This window comes from Micromonospora sp. NPDC002717, assembly GCF_040295705.1.
Taxonomy (GTDB): Bacteria; Actinomycetota; Actinomycetes; order Mycobacteriales; family Micromonosporaceae; genus Micromonospora.
Genome location: NZ_JBEOVW010000022.1, coordinates 81,289 through 98,509, shown reverse-complemented (window position 1 = coordinate 98,509; position 17,221 = coordinate 81,289). Strand labels below are relative to the sequence as shown.

Here is a 17,221-nt window from a genome sequence, read left to right as displayed (position 1 = left end):
CAGGAGGAGTCGTCGACCATGAGCCATCCCGAACCCGAGTACGACGTGATCGTCGTGGGCGGCGGCCCGGCCGGATCGAGCACGGCCGGTCTGCTCGCCCAGGAGGGCCACCGGGTCCTGCTGCTGGAGCGCGAGAAGTTCCCCCGCTACCACATCGGCGAGTCCCTGATCAGCGGCGTCACCCTCACCTTGGACGCGCTCGGCGTGCGCGAGCGGATGGCGGAGCTGCGCTTCCAGATCAAGCACGGCGGCAGCCTGCTGTGGGGGGCCGACCAGACCGCCCCGTGGTCGTTCCGGTTCCGGGAGATCCGCGACGCCCGGTTCGACTACTCGTGGCAGGTCCGGCGCGCCGAGTTCGACGCGATGCTGCTGGACCGGGCGCGGGAACTGGGCGTGGTGGTGGTCGAGGGAGCCACCGTCCGGGGGCCGCTGACCGACGGCGACCGGATCGCGGGCGTCAGCTACCAGTTCCGGGGAGAGGCCGACCCGGTCGACGCCCGTGCCGCGATCGTGGTCGACGCGTCAGGGCAGCAGCGCTGGCTCGGCCGGCACTTCGGGCTGGTCTCCTGGCACGACGACCTGCGCAACATGGCGACGTGGAGCTACTACGCCGGGGCGCTGCGCTACCCCGGCGACCACGAGGGCGACCTGCTCGTCGAGAGCCGCTCCCACGGCTGGCTCTGGTACGCGCCGCTGAGCCCCACCCTGACCGGGATCGGGTACGTCACCCCGTCGGACCGGTTCGTCGAGTCCGGCCTGCCCCCGGAGCAGTTGCTGGAGAAACAGATCGCGGAGTCGAACGAGGTCTCCTGGCTCACCAGCGGCGCGCGGCGGGTCGACGTCTACCGCACCGCGCGGGACTGGTCGTACGCGTGCAGCCAGTTCTCCGGGCCGGGCTGGGTGCTGGTCGGCGACGCGGCCGCCTTCATCGACCCCCTGCTGTCCTCCGGCGTGACGCTGGCGATGCGCGGCGCGCTCAGCCTGTCCCGGGCGGTGCACGAGGCGCTGGCCGCGCCGGAGAAGGAGCGTCACCTCATGCAGGGGTACGAGGACCGCTACCGGGACTTCCTCGCCGCCCTGATCGACCTGATCCGGTTCTTCTACGACGGCGCGCACGGCCGCGACGAGCTGCACCTGCGTGCCCAGACCATCGTGGACCCGGACCGGCTGATGCCGCCGAAGATCTCGTTCGTCTCCCTGCTGTCGGGGCTGGCGCGGGGCGACGAGACGCTCGAGATCGCCCCTCGGACGGCCATTGACCGGCCGTCAGGCGCTATATAATCTTAAAGCGAACTGCCTCGATCACATCCAACGCCGAGGAGAGAAGCCGATGCGCACCGCCGGAACGTACATCCGTGGGATCGGGGCCTACCTTCCTGAGACCGTCACCGTCGAGGACGCCGTCGCCCAGGGCCTGTACCCGCAGGAGGACATCGAGACGCACGGGCTGGGCGGCGCCGCGATCGCCGGCGAACTGCCCGCGCCGGACATGGCGCTACGCGCCGCGCAGGACGCCCTCAAGGAGAGCGAGCTGGGCCGCGGCGACATCGACCTGCTGCTCTACGCGGCCACCTGGCACCAGGGCCCCGAGGGCTGGCTGCCGCACGCCTACCTCCAGCACTACCTCCTGGGCGGGGTGCCCCGGGCGACCGAGATCCGGCAGGGCTGCAACGGCATGTTCACCATGCTCGAGATCGCGGCCAGCTACCTCAAGGCCGCGCCGGAACGCAAGGCCGCGATGCTCGTCGCCGCCGACAACTACGGCACCCCGCTGCTGGACCGCTGGCGCACCAACCTCGGCTTCATCCTCGGCGACGCCGCCTCGGCGGTGGTGCTGAGCACCGAGAGCGGCTTCGCCGAGCTGCTGTCGGTCTGCTCCATCACCGTGCCGGAGGCCGAGGAGGTGCACCGCGGCGGCGAGCCGATGTTCCCGCCCGGCATGACCGTCGGCCGGGAACTCGACTTCGGCGCCCGGCTCTTCTACCACATCACCGAGCAGACCCCCGTGCTCGCCGTGCTCGGCGAGGCGCAGGAGACGATGACCACCGTCGCCGAGCAGGCGCTCGCCGAGGCCGGCATCGGCACGGCCGACCTGGCCAAGGTCTCCTTCATGAACTACTCCCGCGAGGTGGTCGAGCAGCGCTGCATGGCGCCCCTGGGGCTGGGGATGGAGAAGTCCACCTTCGACTTCGGTCGCATGATCGGGCACTGCGGGGCCAGCGACCACCTGCTCGCCCTGCACCACTCGCTGCGGGCCGGCGAGGTCACCGCCGGCGACCACGTGCTCTGGCTCGCGATGGGCCCCGGCGTGGAGTTCACCGCCGCCGTCCTGCGCGTGCTGGACAACCCCTACGTCGACCGCTGACCGCCCCCGCCCGCGCCGCGACCCGACCAACGGAGGTACGACGATGACCCGGGACGATCCCGCCGACAACCCGTACCAGGTGGCCGTCATCGGCATCGGTTGCCGGCTGCCCGGCGACGTCGACACCCCGGACGCCCTCTGGGAGCTGCTGCTCAAGGGTGGCCAGACCGCCGGGGAGATCCCGGCGCAGCGCTGGCGCGCCTACCGGGAGCGCGGCCCCGAGTACGAGGCGGTGCTGCGCGACACCGTCACCGCCGGCAGCTACCTGCGCGACGTCGCGGGCTTCGACCCGGAGTTCTTCGGCCTCTCGCCCCGGGAGGCGGCCGAGATGGACCCGCAGCAGCGGATCCTGCTCGAGGTCGGCTGGGAGGCCCTGGAGCACGCCGGCCTGCCACCCACCCGGCTGGCCGGCACCGACACGGGCGTCTTCGTCGGCGTCAGCACCACCGACTACGGCGACCGGCTGCTGGAGGACCTGCCGACCGTCGAGGCGTACACCGGGATCGGCGCGGCCACCTGCGCCCTGGCCAACCGCATCTCCTACGCGCTGGACCTGCGCGGCCCGAGCGTCGCCGTCGACACGGCCTGCTCGGCGTCGCTGGTCGCGGTGCACCTGGCCTGCCAGAGCCTGCTGCTGCGGGAGAGCACGGTGGCCCTGGCCGGCGGCGTGAACCTGGTGCTCGCCCCCGGGCAGAACGCCTCCCTCCAGGCCGCCGGCACCCTCGCCCCCGACGGCGTGAGCAAGTCGTTCGACCGCGACGCCGACGGGTACGGCCGCGGCGAGGGGTGCGGCGTGCTGGTGCTCAAGCGGCTCGACGAGGCCGAACGGGACGGCGACCGGATCCTGGCGGTGATCCGCGGCAGCGCGGTCAACCAGGACGGTCACACCGACGGCATCATGGCCCCGTCCGGCCCCGCGCAGCAGCACGTCGTCCACCGCGCCTGCGACCGGGCGGGCGTCGCCCCGGCCAGCGTGGACTACGTGGAGGCGCACGGCACCGGCACCCAGCTCGGCGACCCCGTCGAGGCGACCGCGCTGGCCGCCGTCTACGGCGCCGACCGCCCCGGCGACCGGCCCTGCCTCATCGGCTCGATCAAGTCCAACGTCGGGCACCTGGAAGGCGCCGCCGGTGTCGCGGGGCTGATGAAGGCCGTCCTCGCGCTGCACCACGGCCAGATCCCGGGCACCCCGCTGCGCGGCGAGCCGATCGACGCCGTCGGCGACGGCACCGGGCTGCGCCTGGTGACCGGCACGCTGCCCTGGCCCGAGCGGGACGGTCCGCGCCGCGCGGCGGTCTCCGGGTTCGGCTACGGCGGCACCATCGCCCACGTCGTCCTGGAGGAGGCGCCGCCCGTTCCCGCCGGCGCCGACGCGCCGGCGGCCGACGACGCCGCCCGGCCGCTGTTCCCGCTGTCGGCCCGGTCCGACGCCGCCCTGCGCCAGCAGGCCGCCCGGCTCGCCGACCGGCTCGACGGGGACAACCGGCCGGGCCTGGCCGACGTCGGCCACACGCTCGCGCGCCGCCGGGCCCACCTGACCCACCGGGCGGTGGTCACCGGGCAGGACCGCGACGAGGTGGTCGCCGCCCTGCGCCGGCTCGCCGCCGGCCAACCGGACCCCGACACGGTCTCGGGAGTGGCGCCGGCCGGCCGGCCCGCCCGGCCCGTCTGGGTCTTCTCCGGGCACGGCTCGCACTGGGCCGGCATGGGCCGCGACCTGCTGGCCCACGAACCGGCCTTCGCCGCCGCGATCGACGAGATCGAGCCGGTCGTCGCCGAGGAGGCCGGCTTCTCGCTGCGGCAGGCGCTCGCCGACCCCGAACTGGCCGGGGTGGACCGCATCCAGACGCTGACCTTCGCCATGCACGTCGGCCTGGCCGCGGTCTGGCGGGCGTACGGGGGCCGTCCGGCCGCCGTCATCGGGCACTCGGTCGGCGAGGTCGCCGCCGCCGTGACCGCGGGCATCCTGACCCCGGCCGACGGGGCCCGGCTGATCTGCCGCCGGTCCGCCCTGCTGCGGCGGGCCGCCGGCCGGGGCGCGATGGCCATGGTCACCCTGCCGTTCGCCGACGTCGCCGAGCGGCTCGCCGGCCGCGCCGACCTGGTCGCGGCGATCGCCTCCGCCCCCGCGTCCACCGTGGTCTCCGGCGACATCGCCGCCGTGGACGCCGTGATCGAGCAGTGGCCGGCGGACCGGATCGCGGTCCGGCGGGTGCAGTCCGACGTGGCCTTCCACAGCCCGCACATGGACGCCCTCGCCGACGAGCTACGAGCCGCCGCGGCCGACCTGCGCGCCTCGGCGGGCACCGTGCCGATGTACTCGACGGTGCTCGACGACCCGCGCGCCGCGGCCGCCTGCGACGGGGCGTACTGGGCGGCGAACCTGCGCCGGCCGGTCCGCCTGGTCGACGCGGTCGGCGCCGCCCTGGCCGACGGGCACCGCACGTTCGTCGAGATCTCCGCCCATCCGGTCGTCGCCCACTCGCTGCGCGAGACCCTCGACCACGCCGGCATCGAGGACGGGTACGTCGGGACCACGCTGCGCCGCCACGCCCCCGGGCACCGCACGGCCCTCGCCGCCGTGGCCGAGGCGCACTGCCACGGTGTCGAGGTCGACTGGGCCGCGCTGCGGCCCGACGGCGGGCTCACCGACCTGCCCCGGTACGCCTGGCGGCACCAGGAGCTGTGGCGCGAGCCCACTCCCCCGGTGGCCGCCGGCGGGCACGACATCGGCTCGCACACCCTGCTCGGCACGGCGACCACCGTCGCCGGCAGCGAGCTGCGGCTGTGGCACACGGTGCTCAGCGACGCCAGCCGTCCGTACCCGGGCAGCCACACCGTGCAGGGCGCGGAACTCGTGCCGGCCGCGGTGCTCGCCGCCACCTTCCTCGCCGCCGGCGCCCGCGACGGCGCGCCGGTGGCCCTGCACGACCTGTCGATGCGGGTGCCGCTGGCCACGGCCGGGCGCCAGGAGATCCAGGTGGTGGACGACGGCGGAAAGCTGCTGCTCGCCTCCCGCCCGGCCGGCGCGGACGCCGCGCCGTGGCTGACCCACGCCACCGCGCGCGTGACGCGGGACGACGCCGCCCCGCCGGCGCGGGCCGTCGACGCCCGGGGGCCGGGCGGAGTGGTCGCCGACCCGGGGCTCGTCCGGGACCGGCTGGCCCGGGTCGGCGTGCCCGAGACCGGCTTCCCGTGGCGGGTCGACCGCCTCACCACCGGCAACAGCGGGCTGCGGGCCCGGGTCCGCTTCCCCGAGCCGGCCGAGGACTGGGCGGCGGTCGTCGACGCGGCGGTGTCCATCGCGCCGGCCGCGTTCCCCGGCGAGCCCCGGCTGCGCCTGGTCGACACGATCGAGCGGATCTGGACGACCGGTGCGCCGCCGGCCGTCGCCATCGTCGACGTCGTCCGGGACGAGGGGCGGGAGGACACCGTCGACGTGACGGTCTCCGGGGCGGACGGCACGGTCGCCGCCCGGCTCACGGGCCTGCGCTACCCGGTGGTCCCCGACGCCCCGGCCGCCGACACCGACGGGGCCGGCCCGGCCCGGCAGTCCCTGGCCGACCTCGACCCGGAGGAACTGCGCGAACGCCTGATCGAGGAGGTGCGCGCGGTGGTCGCCGCCGAGATGAAGCTGGCCGCCGAAGCGCTCGACCCGCGCCTGCCGCTGGTGCAGCAGGGCATGGACTCGGTCATGACGGTCATCGTGCGCCGGCGGCTGGAGAAGACCTACCGCCAGGTGCTGCCCGCCTCGCTGTTCTGGCAGCAGCCCACCGTCACGGCGATCGCGGTGCACCTGGCCGAACTGCTCGCCGCCCCGTCGCCGGACGGGGCCGTCGCCGGCACCGCGGCCCGCTGACCCACCGGACGCGTCGACCCGGAGGAGCGCATGGAACTCACCACGACCGCCGCCCGGCCCGGGCTGCGGCACCGGATGCAACAGCTGATCTACGGGTTCTTCACGGCGCAGACGCTGCACGTGGCGGTCCGGCTGCGGATACCGGACCTGCTCGCCGACGGCGCGCGGGACGTCGGCGACCTCGCGGCGGCCACCGGCGCGGACGCCCCGTCGCTACGCCGGCTGCTGCGGGCGCTGGTCTTCCTGGAGGTGCTCGACGAGCCCGCGCCGGGCACCTTCGCCCTCACCGAACACGGCGAGGTGCTGCGGGCGGACGTGACCGGGTCGATGCGGGAGCTGGTGCTGCTGCTGTCCGGGCCGGAGAGCTGGGCCGCGTGGGGGCAGCTCGAACACAGCGTGCGCACCGGCGAGGTGGCGTGGGAGCACGTGCACGGCCGGAGCTGTTTCGACCACCTGATGGCGGACCCGCAGCGGCAGGCGGCGTTCAACGCGGCCATGGCCGAGGGCTCGCGGGCCTTCGTGCCCACGCTGCTGTCGGCGTACGACTTCGGCGACCTGCGCACGGTGGTGGACGTGGGCGGCGGCAGCGGCGCCCTGCTCGCCGGGGTGCTCGCGGCGCACCCGCACCTGCGCGGCACGGTCTTCGACACCCCGGACGGCGTGGCCGACGCGGCGCGCACCGTCGCCGAGCAGGGCGTCGCCGACCGGTGCGGGGTGGAGACCGGTGACTTCTTCGTGTCCGTGCCGTCGGGCGCGGACGCCTACGTGCTCAAGAGCGTGCTGCACGACTGGGACGACGAGCAGTGCGTGCAGGTGCTGCGCACCGTCCGCCGGGCGGCCCGGCCCGACAGCCGCGTGGTCCTCGTCGAGTCGCTGATGCCGGCGACGGTCACCACGGCGCCGAGCGTCGCCCAGGTGGTCATGAACGACCTGAACATGATGGTCTGCCACGGCGGCCGGGAGCGCACCGTGGCGGAGTTCCGCGAGCTGCTGCGGGCGGCGGGCTTCCGGCTGGAGTCCGTCACGCCCTGCCCGGCGCCGAGCGTCGTCGGCATCCTGGAGGCCACGCCGACCCCGGTCACCGGGCCGGACGGGGGCTGACGCGATGGCGCGCATCGGCGACCTCGACGCCGCCCGGCCCGCGCCGGAGGCGCCCCCCGAGGACATGGTCCGCATCCCGGGCGGGACGTTCCTGCAGGGCTCGCCCGAGCGGACGCTGGACTGGCTGGACAGCGAGGGCCAGGCGTTCCCCCGCGACTGGTTCACCGACGAGACGCCGCAGACTCCGGTCACGCTGCCCGACTACCTCATCGACCGGCACCAGGTGACCGTCGCCCAGTTCGCCGCCTTCGTCTCCCGCACCGGCTACGTCACGTCCGCCGAGCGGGCCGGGGGCAGCATGGTCTACGGCGAGCAGTACTGGGAGGTCCTCGAGGGCGCCTGCTGGCACCGCCCCGCCGGGTACGGCAGCGGCGTCCGCAACCGCGACGACCACCCCGTCGTGCACATCTCCTTCGAGGACGCCGAGGCGTACGCCCGCTGGGCGGGCCGGCGGTTGCCCACCGAGTCGGAGTGGGAGCGGGCCGCCACCGGCCCGTCGTACCGGCTGTGGCCCTGGGGAGACACCTGGGACAGCCGGAACGCCAACACCGCGGAGCACACGGCCGGGGCCCTCGGCGACCTGGACGCCTGGCGGACCTGGTGGGGGGCGATCCACGCCGCGCAGGGGCCGATGCCGCAGACCACGCCGGTCGGCGCGTTCTCGCCGCGCGGCGACAGCGTCGACGGGTGCGCCGACATGACCGGCAACGTCTACGAGTGGACGTCCACGCTGGCGCACCTGTACGCGCCCACCACCCGGTGCGACCCGACGATCCACCTGGTGATGGGGCGTTTCCGGGTGATCCGGGGCGGGTCCTGGATGAACTTCCGCTACCAGGTGCGGTGCGCGGAACGGTTGTACGGGGACCCGACCGGATGGTCCAACTTCGCTCTCGGCTTCCGTTGTGCGCGTGACGTCACGGCGGTCCCCGACGTCGACGACAACGGGAGGTAGCGATGGTCACGGTGTTGCTGTCGGCCGGCTGGGCCCACCGGGGGCAGAAGAGTTTCGAGTGCCGCGAGGGCACCGTGCGGGACGTCATCAGGGAGTTCGTCGAGACGTACCCCGTCTACCGCCGCCGGCTGCTCGACGACACGGGCGAGCCGCTGACCTACTACAACGTCTACCTCGACGGGGACCTCGTCGAGAAGGCGGACCGGTCCCGGGTGACCGCCCGGGCCGACAGCACGGTCGCCATCGTCCCGCCGCTGGCCGGGGGCTGACCCACCGGTCGGACGCCCGGGTCCCGACCCGGCCGGCGTCCGGCCACCGGCGTCCCGCCGAGCGCGTCCCCGTCAGGGAGGAAGCATGCTCCTGCCGCACACCGACGCCCGACCCGGCCCCGGCCGGGCCGACCGTGACGACCTCGCTCGCCGGCTGGCCCGGTCGGCCCGGCACCGCCCCCGCTCGGCCGGCCGGCTGGCGGCCTGGCTCGCGCAGCGACAGCGGGCGAACCCGTTCGAGGTCACCGAGGTGCCGTTCGCCGACCTGACCGGCTGGCACTTCGCGCCCGACTCCGGCGACCTGGTGCACGAGAGCGGCCGGTTCTTCAGCGTCGAGGGACTGCACGTACGGACCGACCGCGGGCCGGTCGGCGAGTGGTGGCAGCCGATCATCCACCAGCCCGACCGGGCGATCCTCGGCATCCTGGCCCGGGAGATCGACGGGGTGCTGCACTTCCTCATGCAGGCCAAGATGGAGCCGGGCAACGTCAACGGCGTCCAGTTCTCCCCCACCGTGCAGTCCACCCCGAGCAACTACCAGCGCACGCACCGCGGCGCCCGGTCCCGCTACGTGGAGTACTTCCTGGAACCGGGGCGCGGCCGGGTCCTCGTGGACGTGCTCCAGTCGGAGCAGGGTTCCTGGTTCCGGGGCAAGCGCAACCGGAACATCATCGTCGAGGTCGCCGACGAGGTGGCACCGCACGAGGACTTCGTGTGGCTGACCCTCGGCCAGATCCACGACCTGCTGCACCGGCCGAACCTGGTCAACATGGACGCCCGTACCGTGCTGTCCTGCCTGCCCGGCCACGCGGTCGCCGACGAGGACGGGGACGGGGACGCCGGGACGATCGGTCGCGCGGTGGCGGCGTCCTCGCTCGCCGACGACGGCGCGTGGCAACCGCTGCTCGAGGTCCGCAACTGGCTGACCGCCAACAAGGCCGGTCCCACCCTGGCGACCCGGCAGGTCCCGCTGCGCGAGGTGCGGGACTGGTACCGCACCGACGACGAGATCCGCCACCGCTCCGGCCGGTTCTTCCGCATCGTCGGCCGGCGGGTGCGGGCCAGCAACCGGGAGGTGGCGCAGTGGTGCCAGCCGTTGCTGGCGCCGTGCGGGACGGGTCTGGTGGCGTTCGTCGTCCGACGCATCGACGGCGTGCTGCACGTGCTCGCCCACGCCGATCTGCGGCCCGGTTACCGGGACACCGTCGAGCTGGGGCCGACCGTGCAGTGCACCCCGGACAACTTCACCGGCCCGGCCCGGGACGGCCGCCCGGAGTACCTCGGCCTGGTCCTCTCCGACGAGGTGCGCGTGCACTACGACGTGCTGCAGTCGGAGGAGGGCGGGCGGTTCCACCACGCGGTGACCCGGCACATGGTGGTGGAGGTGGGCGCGGACTTCCCCACCGCGACACCGCCGGACTACACCTGGCTGACCCTGCGCCAGCTGACCGCCGTGGCGGCCTTCAGCTACCAGGTCAACATCGAGGCCCGCAGCCTCCTGCTCTGCCTACGGGCGCTGCGATGACCGGGCGCGGCGACCGGCCCGACGGCGGCCGGCCGGCGGTCCCACCCGGGCCGGCGGTCGCGCCCGAGCCGGTGGCGGCCGGGCCGGCCGGGGCCGGGAGCGCGGCCGGGATCGACGCGTTCCCGCTGCCCCGCCGGTGCCCGTTCAGCCCGCCGGCGGAGTACGCCCGGCTGCGGACCGAACAGCCGGTCGCCCGGCTGCCCATGCTCGGCGGCAACACGGCCTGGGTGGTGTCCCGGTACGCCGACGTCAAGCAGGTGCTCAGCGACCCGCGGATGAGCGCGGACCGGCGCCGGGCCGGTTTCCCGCGGTTCGCGCCGACCACGGAGAGCCAGCGGCAGGCCTCGTTCGAGAACTTCCGCCCCCCGCTGAACTGGATGGACCCGCCGGAGCACACCGCGGCCCGCCGCCAGATCGTCGACGAGTTCGCCGCGCGGCGGGTGCGACAACTGCGGCCGTTGGTCGAGCGGGTGGTGGACGAGCACCTCGACGCCATGACGGCCGGGCGGTCGAGCGCCGACCTGGTGCCGTCGTTCAGCTATCCGGTGCCGTCGCGGGTGATCTGCGAGATGCTCGGCGTGCCGTACGGCGAACACGCGTTCTTCGAACGCCGGTCCACCCGGATGCTGAGTCGGGGCGCGCCCGCGAACGAGCGGGCCCGGTGCGCCCGCGAGATCCGCGACTTCCTCGACGGCGTGGTGACCGACAAGGAGCGGCACCCCGGGGACGACGTGCTCAGCCGGCTGCTCGCCGCGCAGCGCGCGGCCGGCGCGCCGGACCACGAGGCCGTGGTGAGCATGGCCTTCGTGCTGCTGGTCGCCGGGCACGTCACGACGTCGAACATGATCTCACTGAGCGTGCTGGCCCTGTTGACCCATCCGGAGCGGCTCGCCCGCCTGCGCGCCGAGCCGGGCCGGTTCCCCGCCGCCGTCGAGGAGTTGCTGCGGTACTTCACCGTCGTCGAGGCGGCGACCGCGCGCACCGCCACCGCCGACGTGACGATCGGTGGGGTGACCATCCGGGCCGGGGACGGGGTGGTGGCGCTGGGCCAGGCCGCGAACCGGGACCCGACGGCGTTCGACCGCCCGGACGAGTTCGACCCGGACCGCGACGCCCGCCACCACCTCGCCTTCGGCTACGGACGCCACATCTGCCCCGGCCAGCACCTGGCCCGGCTGGAACTGGACGTCGCGTTGAGCCGGCTGGTCCGGCGGCTGCCCGGACTGCGGCTGACCGTGGACGTGGACGACCTGCCGCTCAAGGAGGACGGCAACATCTTCGGCCTGTACGCGCTGCCGGTCGCCTGGTGAGCCGACTGCACGGCCGCCAGGGGCGGGACCGCGCCGGGGGTCAGCCCCGCTGGGCGATCACCGTCGTCCACGCCTGGCTGATCCGCTCGGCCGACTCGGACGCGGCCGCCAGGTCCTCGGGACCCGCCGTGGCGATCCAGTCGACCGCGCGGCCCTCGGGCAGCGTGCCGGCGAGGTAGTCGTCCAGCGCGACCAGGCTCATCTCCCAGCCGGCGCCGATGCCCCACGCCCCCGGCGCCGCGTTCGGGATGATGTCGGCCGGCACCGGCGCGTGCTCCAACTCCAGGACGGTGGCGTCCCCCGCCGGCGTGAGCCGCAGCTCGACCTCGCTGCTGCCGTCACCCGACTCCCAGGTCAGGCCGATCGTGTTCGGCCGCTCGCACCGCAGGATCTCGCCGCTGGCGTTGCCCTCCAGTTGGAAGCGCCCGCCGACCCGCAGGTCACCGGAGATCGGCAGGAACCAGCGCACCAGGCGCTCGGGATCGGTGATGGCGTCCCACAACTCCTCCGGTGAGGCGTCGTAGCTGCGCCGGACCACCAGGGCGTTCATGCCGCTGGGGTGATCGCGCAGCTCGCGCTCGGTGTCCCTGACGACGTCGGACGTCTTGTTCATGCCACATGGCCTTCCTGCTGGTGCGTGGTGCCAGCGGAGCCGGTCCGGCCCGCACGTCGAGGACTTTAGCAGCCATGACTTACGTAACGTCCGATTTGTGCCCGCCGCGCCGTCGCCCCACGTCCGCACCACACGAGCGGGTGACATGAAGGCGGCGCGACGGGGCGGTGATCGACGCTGCCCCGAACGGCGAGCGACCGTCCGGGCCGGCCCGATCGGCGACCCAGGCGACGACCGGCGACCCGGGCGGCGGGGCCTCGGGAAGATAGCCGCGACGCGAGCCGGGCGCACGGCGGGCGGACGCACGGCGGGCGGACGCACGGCGGGCGGGCGCACGGCGGGCGGGCGCACGGCGGGCGGGCGCGCGGACGGGCGGACGCACGGCGGGCGGGCGCGCGGACGGGCGGACGGGCGGACGGGCGGGCCCTCGAAATGGTCCGAGGCGGGTGCCACCGGGCGGGATCCGGAGAGCGGACCGGCGCCGGCGGGCCACCGGGCGGGCCGGGACGGGGTCGCGGGGTCAGTCGATGTCGCGGTCGGCGCGGGAGCGGCGCCGGGCGAGCAGCACGAGCACGACGAGGAGCGCGAGGCCGTCGACGGCGAGCAGGGCGGCGCCGACCGGGTCGACCCCGTGGGCGTGGGCCGGCGCCGGGGGCTCCGGCTGCGGGGCCGCCACCCCGCCCGCCGCGCCCACCGTGAACCGGGCGATGCCGGAGGCGTCCCGACCGTCGTCGGTGACCACGTGGTACGCGACGGCGACCGCACCGGACCCGGTGACCCGCACCGCCTGGGCCAGGCCGTCGCGGCCGACGGCCGTCAACGCCCCCTGGTTGAGCAGGGAACGGTCCGCGTCGTAGACGGAGATGTGGGATCCGGCGAGGACCGGCCGGCCGTCGACCCGGATCCGTACCGCCGTCGGCGCGCCCGACAGGACGGCACCGTCGGCCGGCTCGACCGAGACCACCTCGACCTTCGACCCGGCGGTGGGCGTGGAGTCGATCCTGCCGGCGAGGGCGAGGACGGCCACCAGCGCCGCCACGGTGAGGGCGGCGCCGGCGTAGATCCGTCTCGTGCTCGACATGACGGCCGGGTCAGTCGGTGGCGGCCACGGGCTGGCGCCACGTCGGCGCACCGGCCCGGTGCACGCAGGAGCACGTCGCGGCGGCCCGCTCCGCGGCGTTCGGGCGCAGGTGCAGGTACATGGCGATCAGCATCGGGAGGAAGACCACCGAGTTGTAGAACAGATGCAGCTCCACCCGGGGCACGATCAGCTGGAGCAGGCTGGTCGGCTCGGCCGCGCCCGGCAGCCGGAAGGTGGTGTGGGCCTGCACGAGCAGCAGCGCGTGCTCGATGTGGTGCCAGAACTGCAGGGCCAGGGCCACCATCCACCAGGCCCGGGAGCGGCCGGTGAACCCGGACCGCAGCATGAACAGACCGATCAGCATCACGATGGCGTAGCCGTAGTGCATCCACTCGGAACTGACCAGCCAGGGGAACGGCATCCCCAGCACGCCGCGCGCCTCCGGCCGCGGCCAGCCGAGCACCCAGATCTGGTACGCCTGCACCAGGTGCTCCGCCCAGTGCGCGACGACGACCGCCATGTACAGGGCGAGCGCCGTGCGGTGGAACCTGCCGTTGAGTGACGCCATCAGGCCGGGTGACGCGTTGCTCGCAGCGGTTGCCATGGATCCTCCAGACTCCACACCGGAAGGTGTCCCCTCAACGCTAGAGGCGTGACGACCGCAGCGTGACTCTGAGCTTGCGCTGAGTACGCCGGCAGAGGTGAGGGCGTCGTGGATCGGGCCGGGATCCGGCGGCGGACCGTCAGCGCAGCCGCGCGGTCACCGCGGCGAGCAGGCGATCCCGCTCCGGCACCAGGTAGAAGTGGTCACCGGGGACGGTCTCCAGCGCGAAGCCGCCAGTGGTCAGCTCGGCCCAGGCGTCCACCGTCGCGGTGGCGCGGGTCGGGTCGCCGGTGCCCAGGTAGGCGGTGATCGCCGAGCGGCTGCGCCTGTCGCCCCGTACGGTCGAGCGGCACGTCTCCAGTCTGATCACCAGAACCGGGCCGCCGAACCGGATCGCGCTGAGCGACTTCGCCGCCGGCGCTCAGGAGGAGTGGAGGGTGCGGCCGGTCAGCTGACGGTCGCCGCCCACGCCTTCTTGGCGTTCTTCCAGGTCGGAGAGTTGACCTCGTCCCAGGCGCGGTGGCGCAGCTCCTCCAGGACCTCCGCCGGCACCAGGGTGCCCGTCATGTTGGCCCGGTAGATGTTCATCGTGTCCGGGTCGAAGTCGGGGCTGATGTGGCCGCCCGCGATCGCCATGTCGAACAACGGCGCGCCGGGCAGCGGTACGACGAGGAAGAAGTTCGCGGCGTCCAGCCCGTAGGAAACGTGCTCCTTGGCGAGCTGGATCGTCGTCTCGATCTCCTCCAGCGTCTCGTCCGGGTAGCCCATCATGTAGTTGCCGTAGATCTGGAAGCCGTACTCCTTCATGGCGACGATCAGCCCGGGCAGGTCGGCCTTCTCGATGTTGAGCTTGTTGCTCGCGTACTTGCGGATGATCCGCAGGTTGCCCGACTCGAAGGGCATGTTGATCTGCGTGAAGCCCGCGTCGGCCATCGCCTCCAGGACCTCGTGGTCGGGCTTCCAGCGCTTGAGCAGGTGGATGAGGTTGATGCCGTTGAGGTCGCAGATCGTCACGCCCGCGCCCTGGATCTTCTTGAGCAGCCGGAGGCCGCGCCGCTTGTCGCCCAGGAGCGAGTCGTCCTCGATGAACACGTTGTCGACGCCCAGGTTCTTCAGCGTCTCGATCTCCGCCAGCACCCGGTCGTCCGACTTGACGCGGAACTTGCCGATCGGGCCGCTGGGGCTCCCCTCCTGCTCGCCGGCGATGTGGCAGTACGCGCAGTGGAACGGGCATCCGAGCGAGGTCATCATGGTCGCGTAGCGCAGCTCGGCGCCGGGCTCGAAGAGGCCGGAGTGCGGCCGGGCGATGGTCCAGTACCGCTCGTTGGGCAGCAGGTCCCAGGCCGGCATGGGCAGGGTGTCCAGGTCCCACACGACGTCCTGCGCCCGCGCGGGGTTCATCCGGATCCGGCCGTCGTCGAGGAAGGCGACGCCGTGGATGTCGGCGAAGCTCGGGTGCGCCGACCGTCGTACGGCCTCGACGATGTCGATGATCGTGTGCTCGGCCTCGGACAGGCAGACCACGTCGAAGCCCGCCCCGAAGAACTGCGGCAGCCGCGACCGCGCGTTGACCCCGCCGGTGACGAGGAGCTTCTCCGGGTAGGCCGCCCGGATGAGCCGCGCGCAGTGCAGGACCATCGTCTCCTGGTCGGTGAAGATCGAGGTGATGCCGACGATGTCGTGGTCCTTCACCACCTCGAGGATCCGCTCGTCGCTGACGCCGGTGCGGAGGAAACCACTGGGCAGCGGCGTGGGGTTGGCGAAGATCTCGTCGAGCGGGTCGGCGCCCTCGCCGACGCAGGCGTCGAAGACGCGGACGTGCACGCCGTGCTCCCGCAGGGCTCCGCCCAGGTTCGGGTACGCGAGCGATCCGTTCGGCTTGCACACCGTGCCGGGGGCGGTCTGGTTCGGCGGGTACAGCAGCAGCACGCTGACGTCACGAAGACCCATGGCGAAATACTACCTAGTTTTGAAGTGGAAACAAGGACCACGACGGCGCATATTGAATTCGGAATCGATATGTCAAGTGGACGGTCAGGGCGCGACCCGCTCCAGGTACGCCTCGACCTCGTCCGCCGCCCGGGCCGGCCCACCGGCGGAGAGGATGTCGCGCTGCATCTCGCGGACGCGCTCCCGGACGGCGGAGTCGGCCGCGAGCCGCTCCACGGCCTCGCGGATGCTGACCGGCTCGAGCTGGTCCGGTCGCAGCACGGAGCCCAGGCCCAACTCGATGACGCGCTCCGCGGACGGGGCGGCCTCGGTCGCGAAGTGCGGCACGAGCACCAGGGGGACGCCCGCGGCGAAGGCCTCCAGCACGGCTCCGGTGGTGCCGTGCGTCAGGCACGCCGTCGCGTGCGCGAGCACGGAGTGGAACGGGATCCACTGGTGTGCCTCGACGTTGGGCGGCAGGGGGCCCAGCACCGCCGGGTCGAGGAAGCCGCCGATCGCCATGACCACGTGCCAGGGGGTGTCGGCGAAGGCCTGCGCGCAGGCGCGGAAGAACTCCGGGTGCTCGTTGAACTGGTTGCCGAGCGAGACGAGCAGCACCGGCGCGTCCGGCCGCGGCGGCTGCCAGCCGGGCTGGCCGTCCCGGCCGGTGAGGGTGGGCCCGACGAACACGAACCGCTCGTCGAAGGTCTCGGCGAAGGGCTGGAACAACTTCGGCAGGAAAACGATGGTGAGGCCCTCGATCTCGTCCCAGTACTCCTTGACCGGGGTGTCGACGCCGTACTGCCCGAGCAGGTCGACCAGCACCGAGTGCACGGCCTCCACGTCGGCCGGGTGGCGTTGGCCGTTGCTCTTCCACAGCTCCTCGAACAGCGAGTAGTGCTCGTTCGCGGCGAAGCCGCCGGTGAGGCGTACGGCCGGCCGGTTCCACCGGGTGGCCAGGAGCCGCCCCGCGATGAACGGGAACACGTCGTAGACGACGAGGTCGGGCGGGTTCTCCCCCAGCGCCTCCTCGGCGGCCCGCAGGATGGCCACGTTCTCCCGGACGTACACCAGGTGCAGTTGCGTCTCGGCGTCCTCCTGCTTGACGACCTCGGGCACGTGGAAGGTGTCGAACTCGGACTTGTACAGCGCGACCTCGGCGCCGGCGGCCTTGACCTCGTCGGCGAACAGCGGGGTCGTCACGTACGTGATGCGGTGCCCCCGCCGGGCCAGCTCGCTGACGAGGCCGAGCGACGGGTAGACGTGACCGTGCCCCTGGACGTTGGCGAAGAGGATGTGACGCTGGCGCATGGGCTCACTCCCGGCTGGTCGTCTCGGCGTTGGCAACGCGGCGCGTGCGCGCGGAGCGGTGGCTCCACTGGGGCCTGGCCGCGCCCGCCGACAAGGGCGACGACGACACGACGAGGGGCCAAGGCTTTAAACATATATAGCACAATTGATCGAGGTATCGCTATGCCGGAAGATCCGGCGACGGCCGCGGCGGCGTGTCGCCGGCCCGTCTCTCGCTGCCGGGAAGGGCGCCGCCGGGTGGAGCGCCGGGGCGTCGGAGGTGGGCAGGGCGGGCGGTGGAGCGCCGGAGCCCGTCGGCG

General features: G+C 73.7%; 14 protein-coding genes. 8 read left to right on the top strand and 6 right to left on the bottom strand.

Translation table 11 applies throughout. The features are described 5' to 3' along the window. Window positions 1-18 precede the first annotated feature (18 nt). The 8 genes from ABT006_RS26640 to ABT006_RS26605 all read left to right on the top strand — a co-directional run bounded on the left by ABT006_RS26640 (window position 19) and on the right by ABT006_RS26605 (window position 11,384). Entirely contained in the window at window positions 19-1,281 is a 1,263-nt protein-coding gene (locus tag ABT006_RS26640) for an NAD(P)/FAD-dependent oxidoreductase (RefSeq protein ID WP_350710707.1), read from the top strand. Between the two features lie 49 nt (window positions 1,282-1,330). After that, window positions 1,331-2,365: a ketoacyl-ACP synthase III family protein gene (locus ABT006_RS26635; RefSeq protein ID WP_350710705.1), complete on the top strand. Its 1,035-nt coding sequence runs from the start codon at window positions 1,331-1,333 to the stop codon at window positions 2,363-2,365. A 43-nt stretch (window positions 2,366-2,408) separates the two neighbouring features. Continuing rightward, on the top strand, window positions 2,409-6,224 hold the full coding sequence (locus ABT006_RS26630) for a type I polyketide synthase (RefSeq protein WP_350710703.1): 3,816 nt from the start codon (window positions 2,409-2,411) through the stop codon (window positions 6,222-6,224). A gap of 30 nt (window positions 6,225-6,254) precedes the next feature. Further along, window positions 6,255-7,325 carry a methyltransferase gene (locus tag ABT006_RS26625; protein WP_350710701.1) on the top strand — a complete coding sequence of 357 codons (1,071 nt, stop codon included), beginning with the start codon at window positions 6,255-6,257 and terminating at the stop codon, window positions 7,323-7,325. A gap of 4 nt (window positions 7,326-7,329) precedes the next feature. Beyond that, window positions 7,330-8,280 (top strand): formylglycine-generating enzyme family protein, encoded by a 951-nt coding sequence (locus tag ABT006_RS26620; protein ID WP_350710699.1) that lies wholly within the window; start codon window positions 7,330-7,332, stop codon window positions 8,278-8,280. Between the two features lie 2 nt (window positions 8,281-8,282). Then, window positions 8,283-8,549, top strand: coding sequence for a MoaD/ThiS family protein (locus ABT006_RS26615; RefSeq protein ID WP_350677252.1), 267 nt, complete (start codon window positions 8,283-8,285; stop codon window positions 8,547-8,549). An 85-nt stretch (window positions 8,550-8,634) separates the two neighbouring features. Next, window positions 8,635-10,074, top strand: coding sequence for an NDP-hexose 2,3-dehydratase family protein (locus tag ABT006_RS26610; protein ID WP_350710697.1), 1,440 nt, complete (start codon window positions 8,635-8,637; stop codon window positions 10,072-10,074). Then, a complete protein-coding gene (locus ABT006_RS26605) occupies window positions 10,071-11,384 on the top strand; it encodes a cytochrome P450 (RefSeq protein ID WP_350710695.1) in 1,314 nt (437 codons plus the stop codon). The genes ABT006_RS26610 and ABT006_RS26605 overlap by 4 nt, the downstream gene beginning before the upstream one ends. Before the next feature lie 40 nt (window positions 11,385-11,424). On the opposite strand, the gene ABT006_RS26600 is transcribed toward ABT006_RS26605, so the two are convergent. The 6 genes from ABT006_RS26600 to ABT006_RS26575 all read right to left on the bottom strand — a co-directional run bounded on the left by ABT006_RS26600 (window position 11,425) and on the right by ABT006_RS26575 (window position 16,922). Beyond that, a complete protein-coding gene (locus ABT006_RS26600; protein ID WP_350710693.1) occupies window positions 11,425-11,997 on the bottom strand; it encodes an SRPBCC family protein in 573 nt (190 codons plus the stop codon). Between the two features lie 520 nt (window positions 11,998-12,517). Continuing rightward, the gene (locus ABT006_RS26595) at window positions 12,518-13,078 is read right to left on the bottom strand and encodes a copper resistance CopC family protein (protein ID WP_350710691.1); all 561 of its coding nucleotides are present in this window, start codon (window positions 13,076-13,078) and stop codon (window positions 12,518-12,520) included. 10 nt (window positions 13,079-13,088) lie between these two features. Continuing rightward, window positions 13,089-13,682, bottom strand: a complete 594-nt coding sequence (locus ABT006_RS26590) for a hypothetical protein (RefSeq protein ID WP_350710689.1) — start codon at window positions 13,680-13,682, stop codon at window positions 13,089-13,091. 139 nt (window positions 13,683-13,821) lie between these two features. Continuing rightward, complete coding sequence (locus ABT006_RS26585) at window positions 13,822-14,052, bottom strand: hypothetical protein (protein WP_350710687.1); 231 nt, start codon at window positions 14,050-14,052, stop codon at window positions 13,822-13,824. A 77-nt stretch (window positions 14,053-14,129) separates the two neighbouring features. Then, the gene (locus ABT006_RS26580; protein ID WP_350710685.1) at window positions 14,130-15,632 is read right to left on the bottom strand and encodes a B12-binding domain-containing radical SAM protein; all 1,503 of its coding nucleotides are present in this window, start codon (window positions 15,630-15,632) and stop codon (window positions 14,130-14,132) included. An 84-nt stretch (window positions 15,633-15,716) separates the two neighbouring features. After that, entirely contained in the window at window positions 15,717-16,922 is a 1,206-nt protein-coding gene (locus tag ABT006_RS26575) for a macrolide family glycosyltransferase (protein WP_350710683.1), read from the bottom strand. Window positions 16,923-17,221: the final 299 nt, after the last annotated feature.

What these genes read in the sequence shown, in the direction of transcription:
- ABT006_RS26640 (WP_350710707.1), top strand. Translation starts at nt 19, where the DNA reads ATGAGCCATCCCGAACCCGAGTACGACGTGATCGTCGTGGGCGGCGGC.
- ABT006_RS26615 (WP_350677252.1), top strand. Translation starts at nt 8,283, where the DNA reads ATGGTCACGGTGTTGCTGTCGGCCGGCTGGGCCCACCGGGGGCAGAAG.
- ABT006_RS26600 (WP_350710693.1), bottom strand. Translation starts at nt 11,997, where the DNA reads ATGAACAAGACGTCCGACGTCGTCAGGGACACCGAGCGCGAGCTGCGC.
- ABT006_RS26620 (WP_350710699.1), top strand. Translation starts at nt 7,330, where the DNA reads ATGGCGCGCATCGGCGACCTCGACGCCGCCCGGCCCGCGCCGGAGGCG.
- ABT006_RS26625 (WP_350710701.1), top strand. Translation starts at nt 6,255, where the DNA reads ATGGAACTCACCACGACCGCCGCCCGGCCCGGGCTGCGGCACCGGATG.
- ABT006_RS26610 (WP_350710697.1), top strand. Translation starts at nt 8,635, where the DNA reads ATGCTCCTGCCGCACACCGACGCCCGACCCGGCCCCGGCCGGGCCGAC.
- ABT006_RS26630 (WP_350710703.1), top strand. Translation starts at nt 2,409, where the DNA reads ATGACCCGGGACGATCCCGCCGACAACCCGTACCAGGTGGCCGTCATC.
- ABT006_RS26605 (WP_350710695.1), top strand. Translation starts at nt 10,071, where the DNA reads ATGACCGGGCGCGGCGACCGGCCCGACGGCGGCCGGCCGGCGGTCCCA.
- ABT006_RS26595 (WP_350710691.1), bottom strand. Translation starts at nt 13,078, where the DNA reads ATGTCGAGCACGAGACGGATCTACGCCGGCGCCGCCCTCACCGTGGCG.
- ABT006_RS26575 (WP_350710683.1), bottom strand. Translation starts at nt 16,922, where the DNA reads ATGCGCCAGCGTCACATCCTCTTCGCCAACGTCCAGGGGCACGGTCAC.
- ABT006_RS26580 (WP_350710685.1), bottom strand. Translation starts at nt 15,632, where the DNA reads ATGGGTCTTCGTGACGTCAGCGTGCTGCTGCTGTACCCGCCGAACCAG.
- ABT006_RS26590 (WP_350710689.1), bottom strand. Translation starts at nt 13,682, where the DNA reads ATGGCAACCGCTGCGAGCAACGCGTCACCCGGCCTGATGGCGTCACTC.
- ABT006_RS26635 (WP_350710705.1), top strand. Translation starts at nt 1,331, where the DNA reads ATGCGCACCGCCGGAACGTACATCCGTGGGATCGGGGCCTACCTTCCT.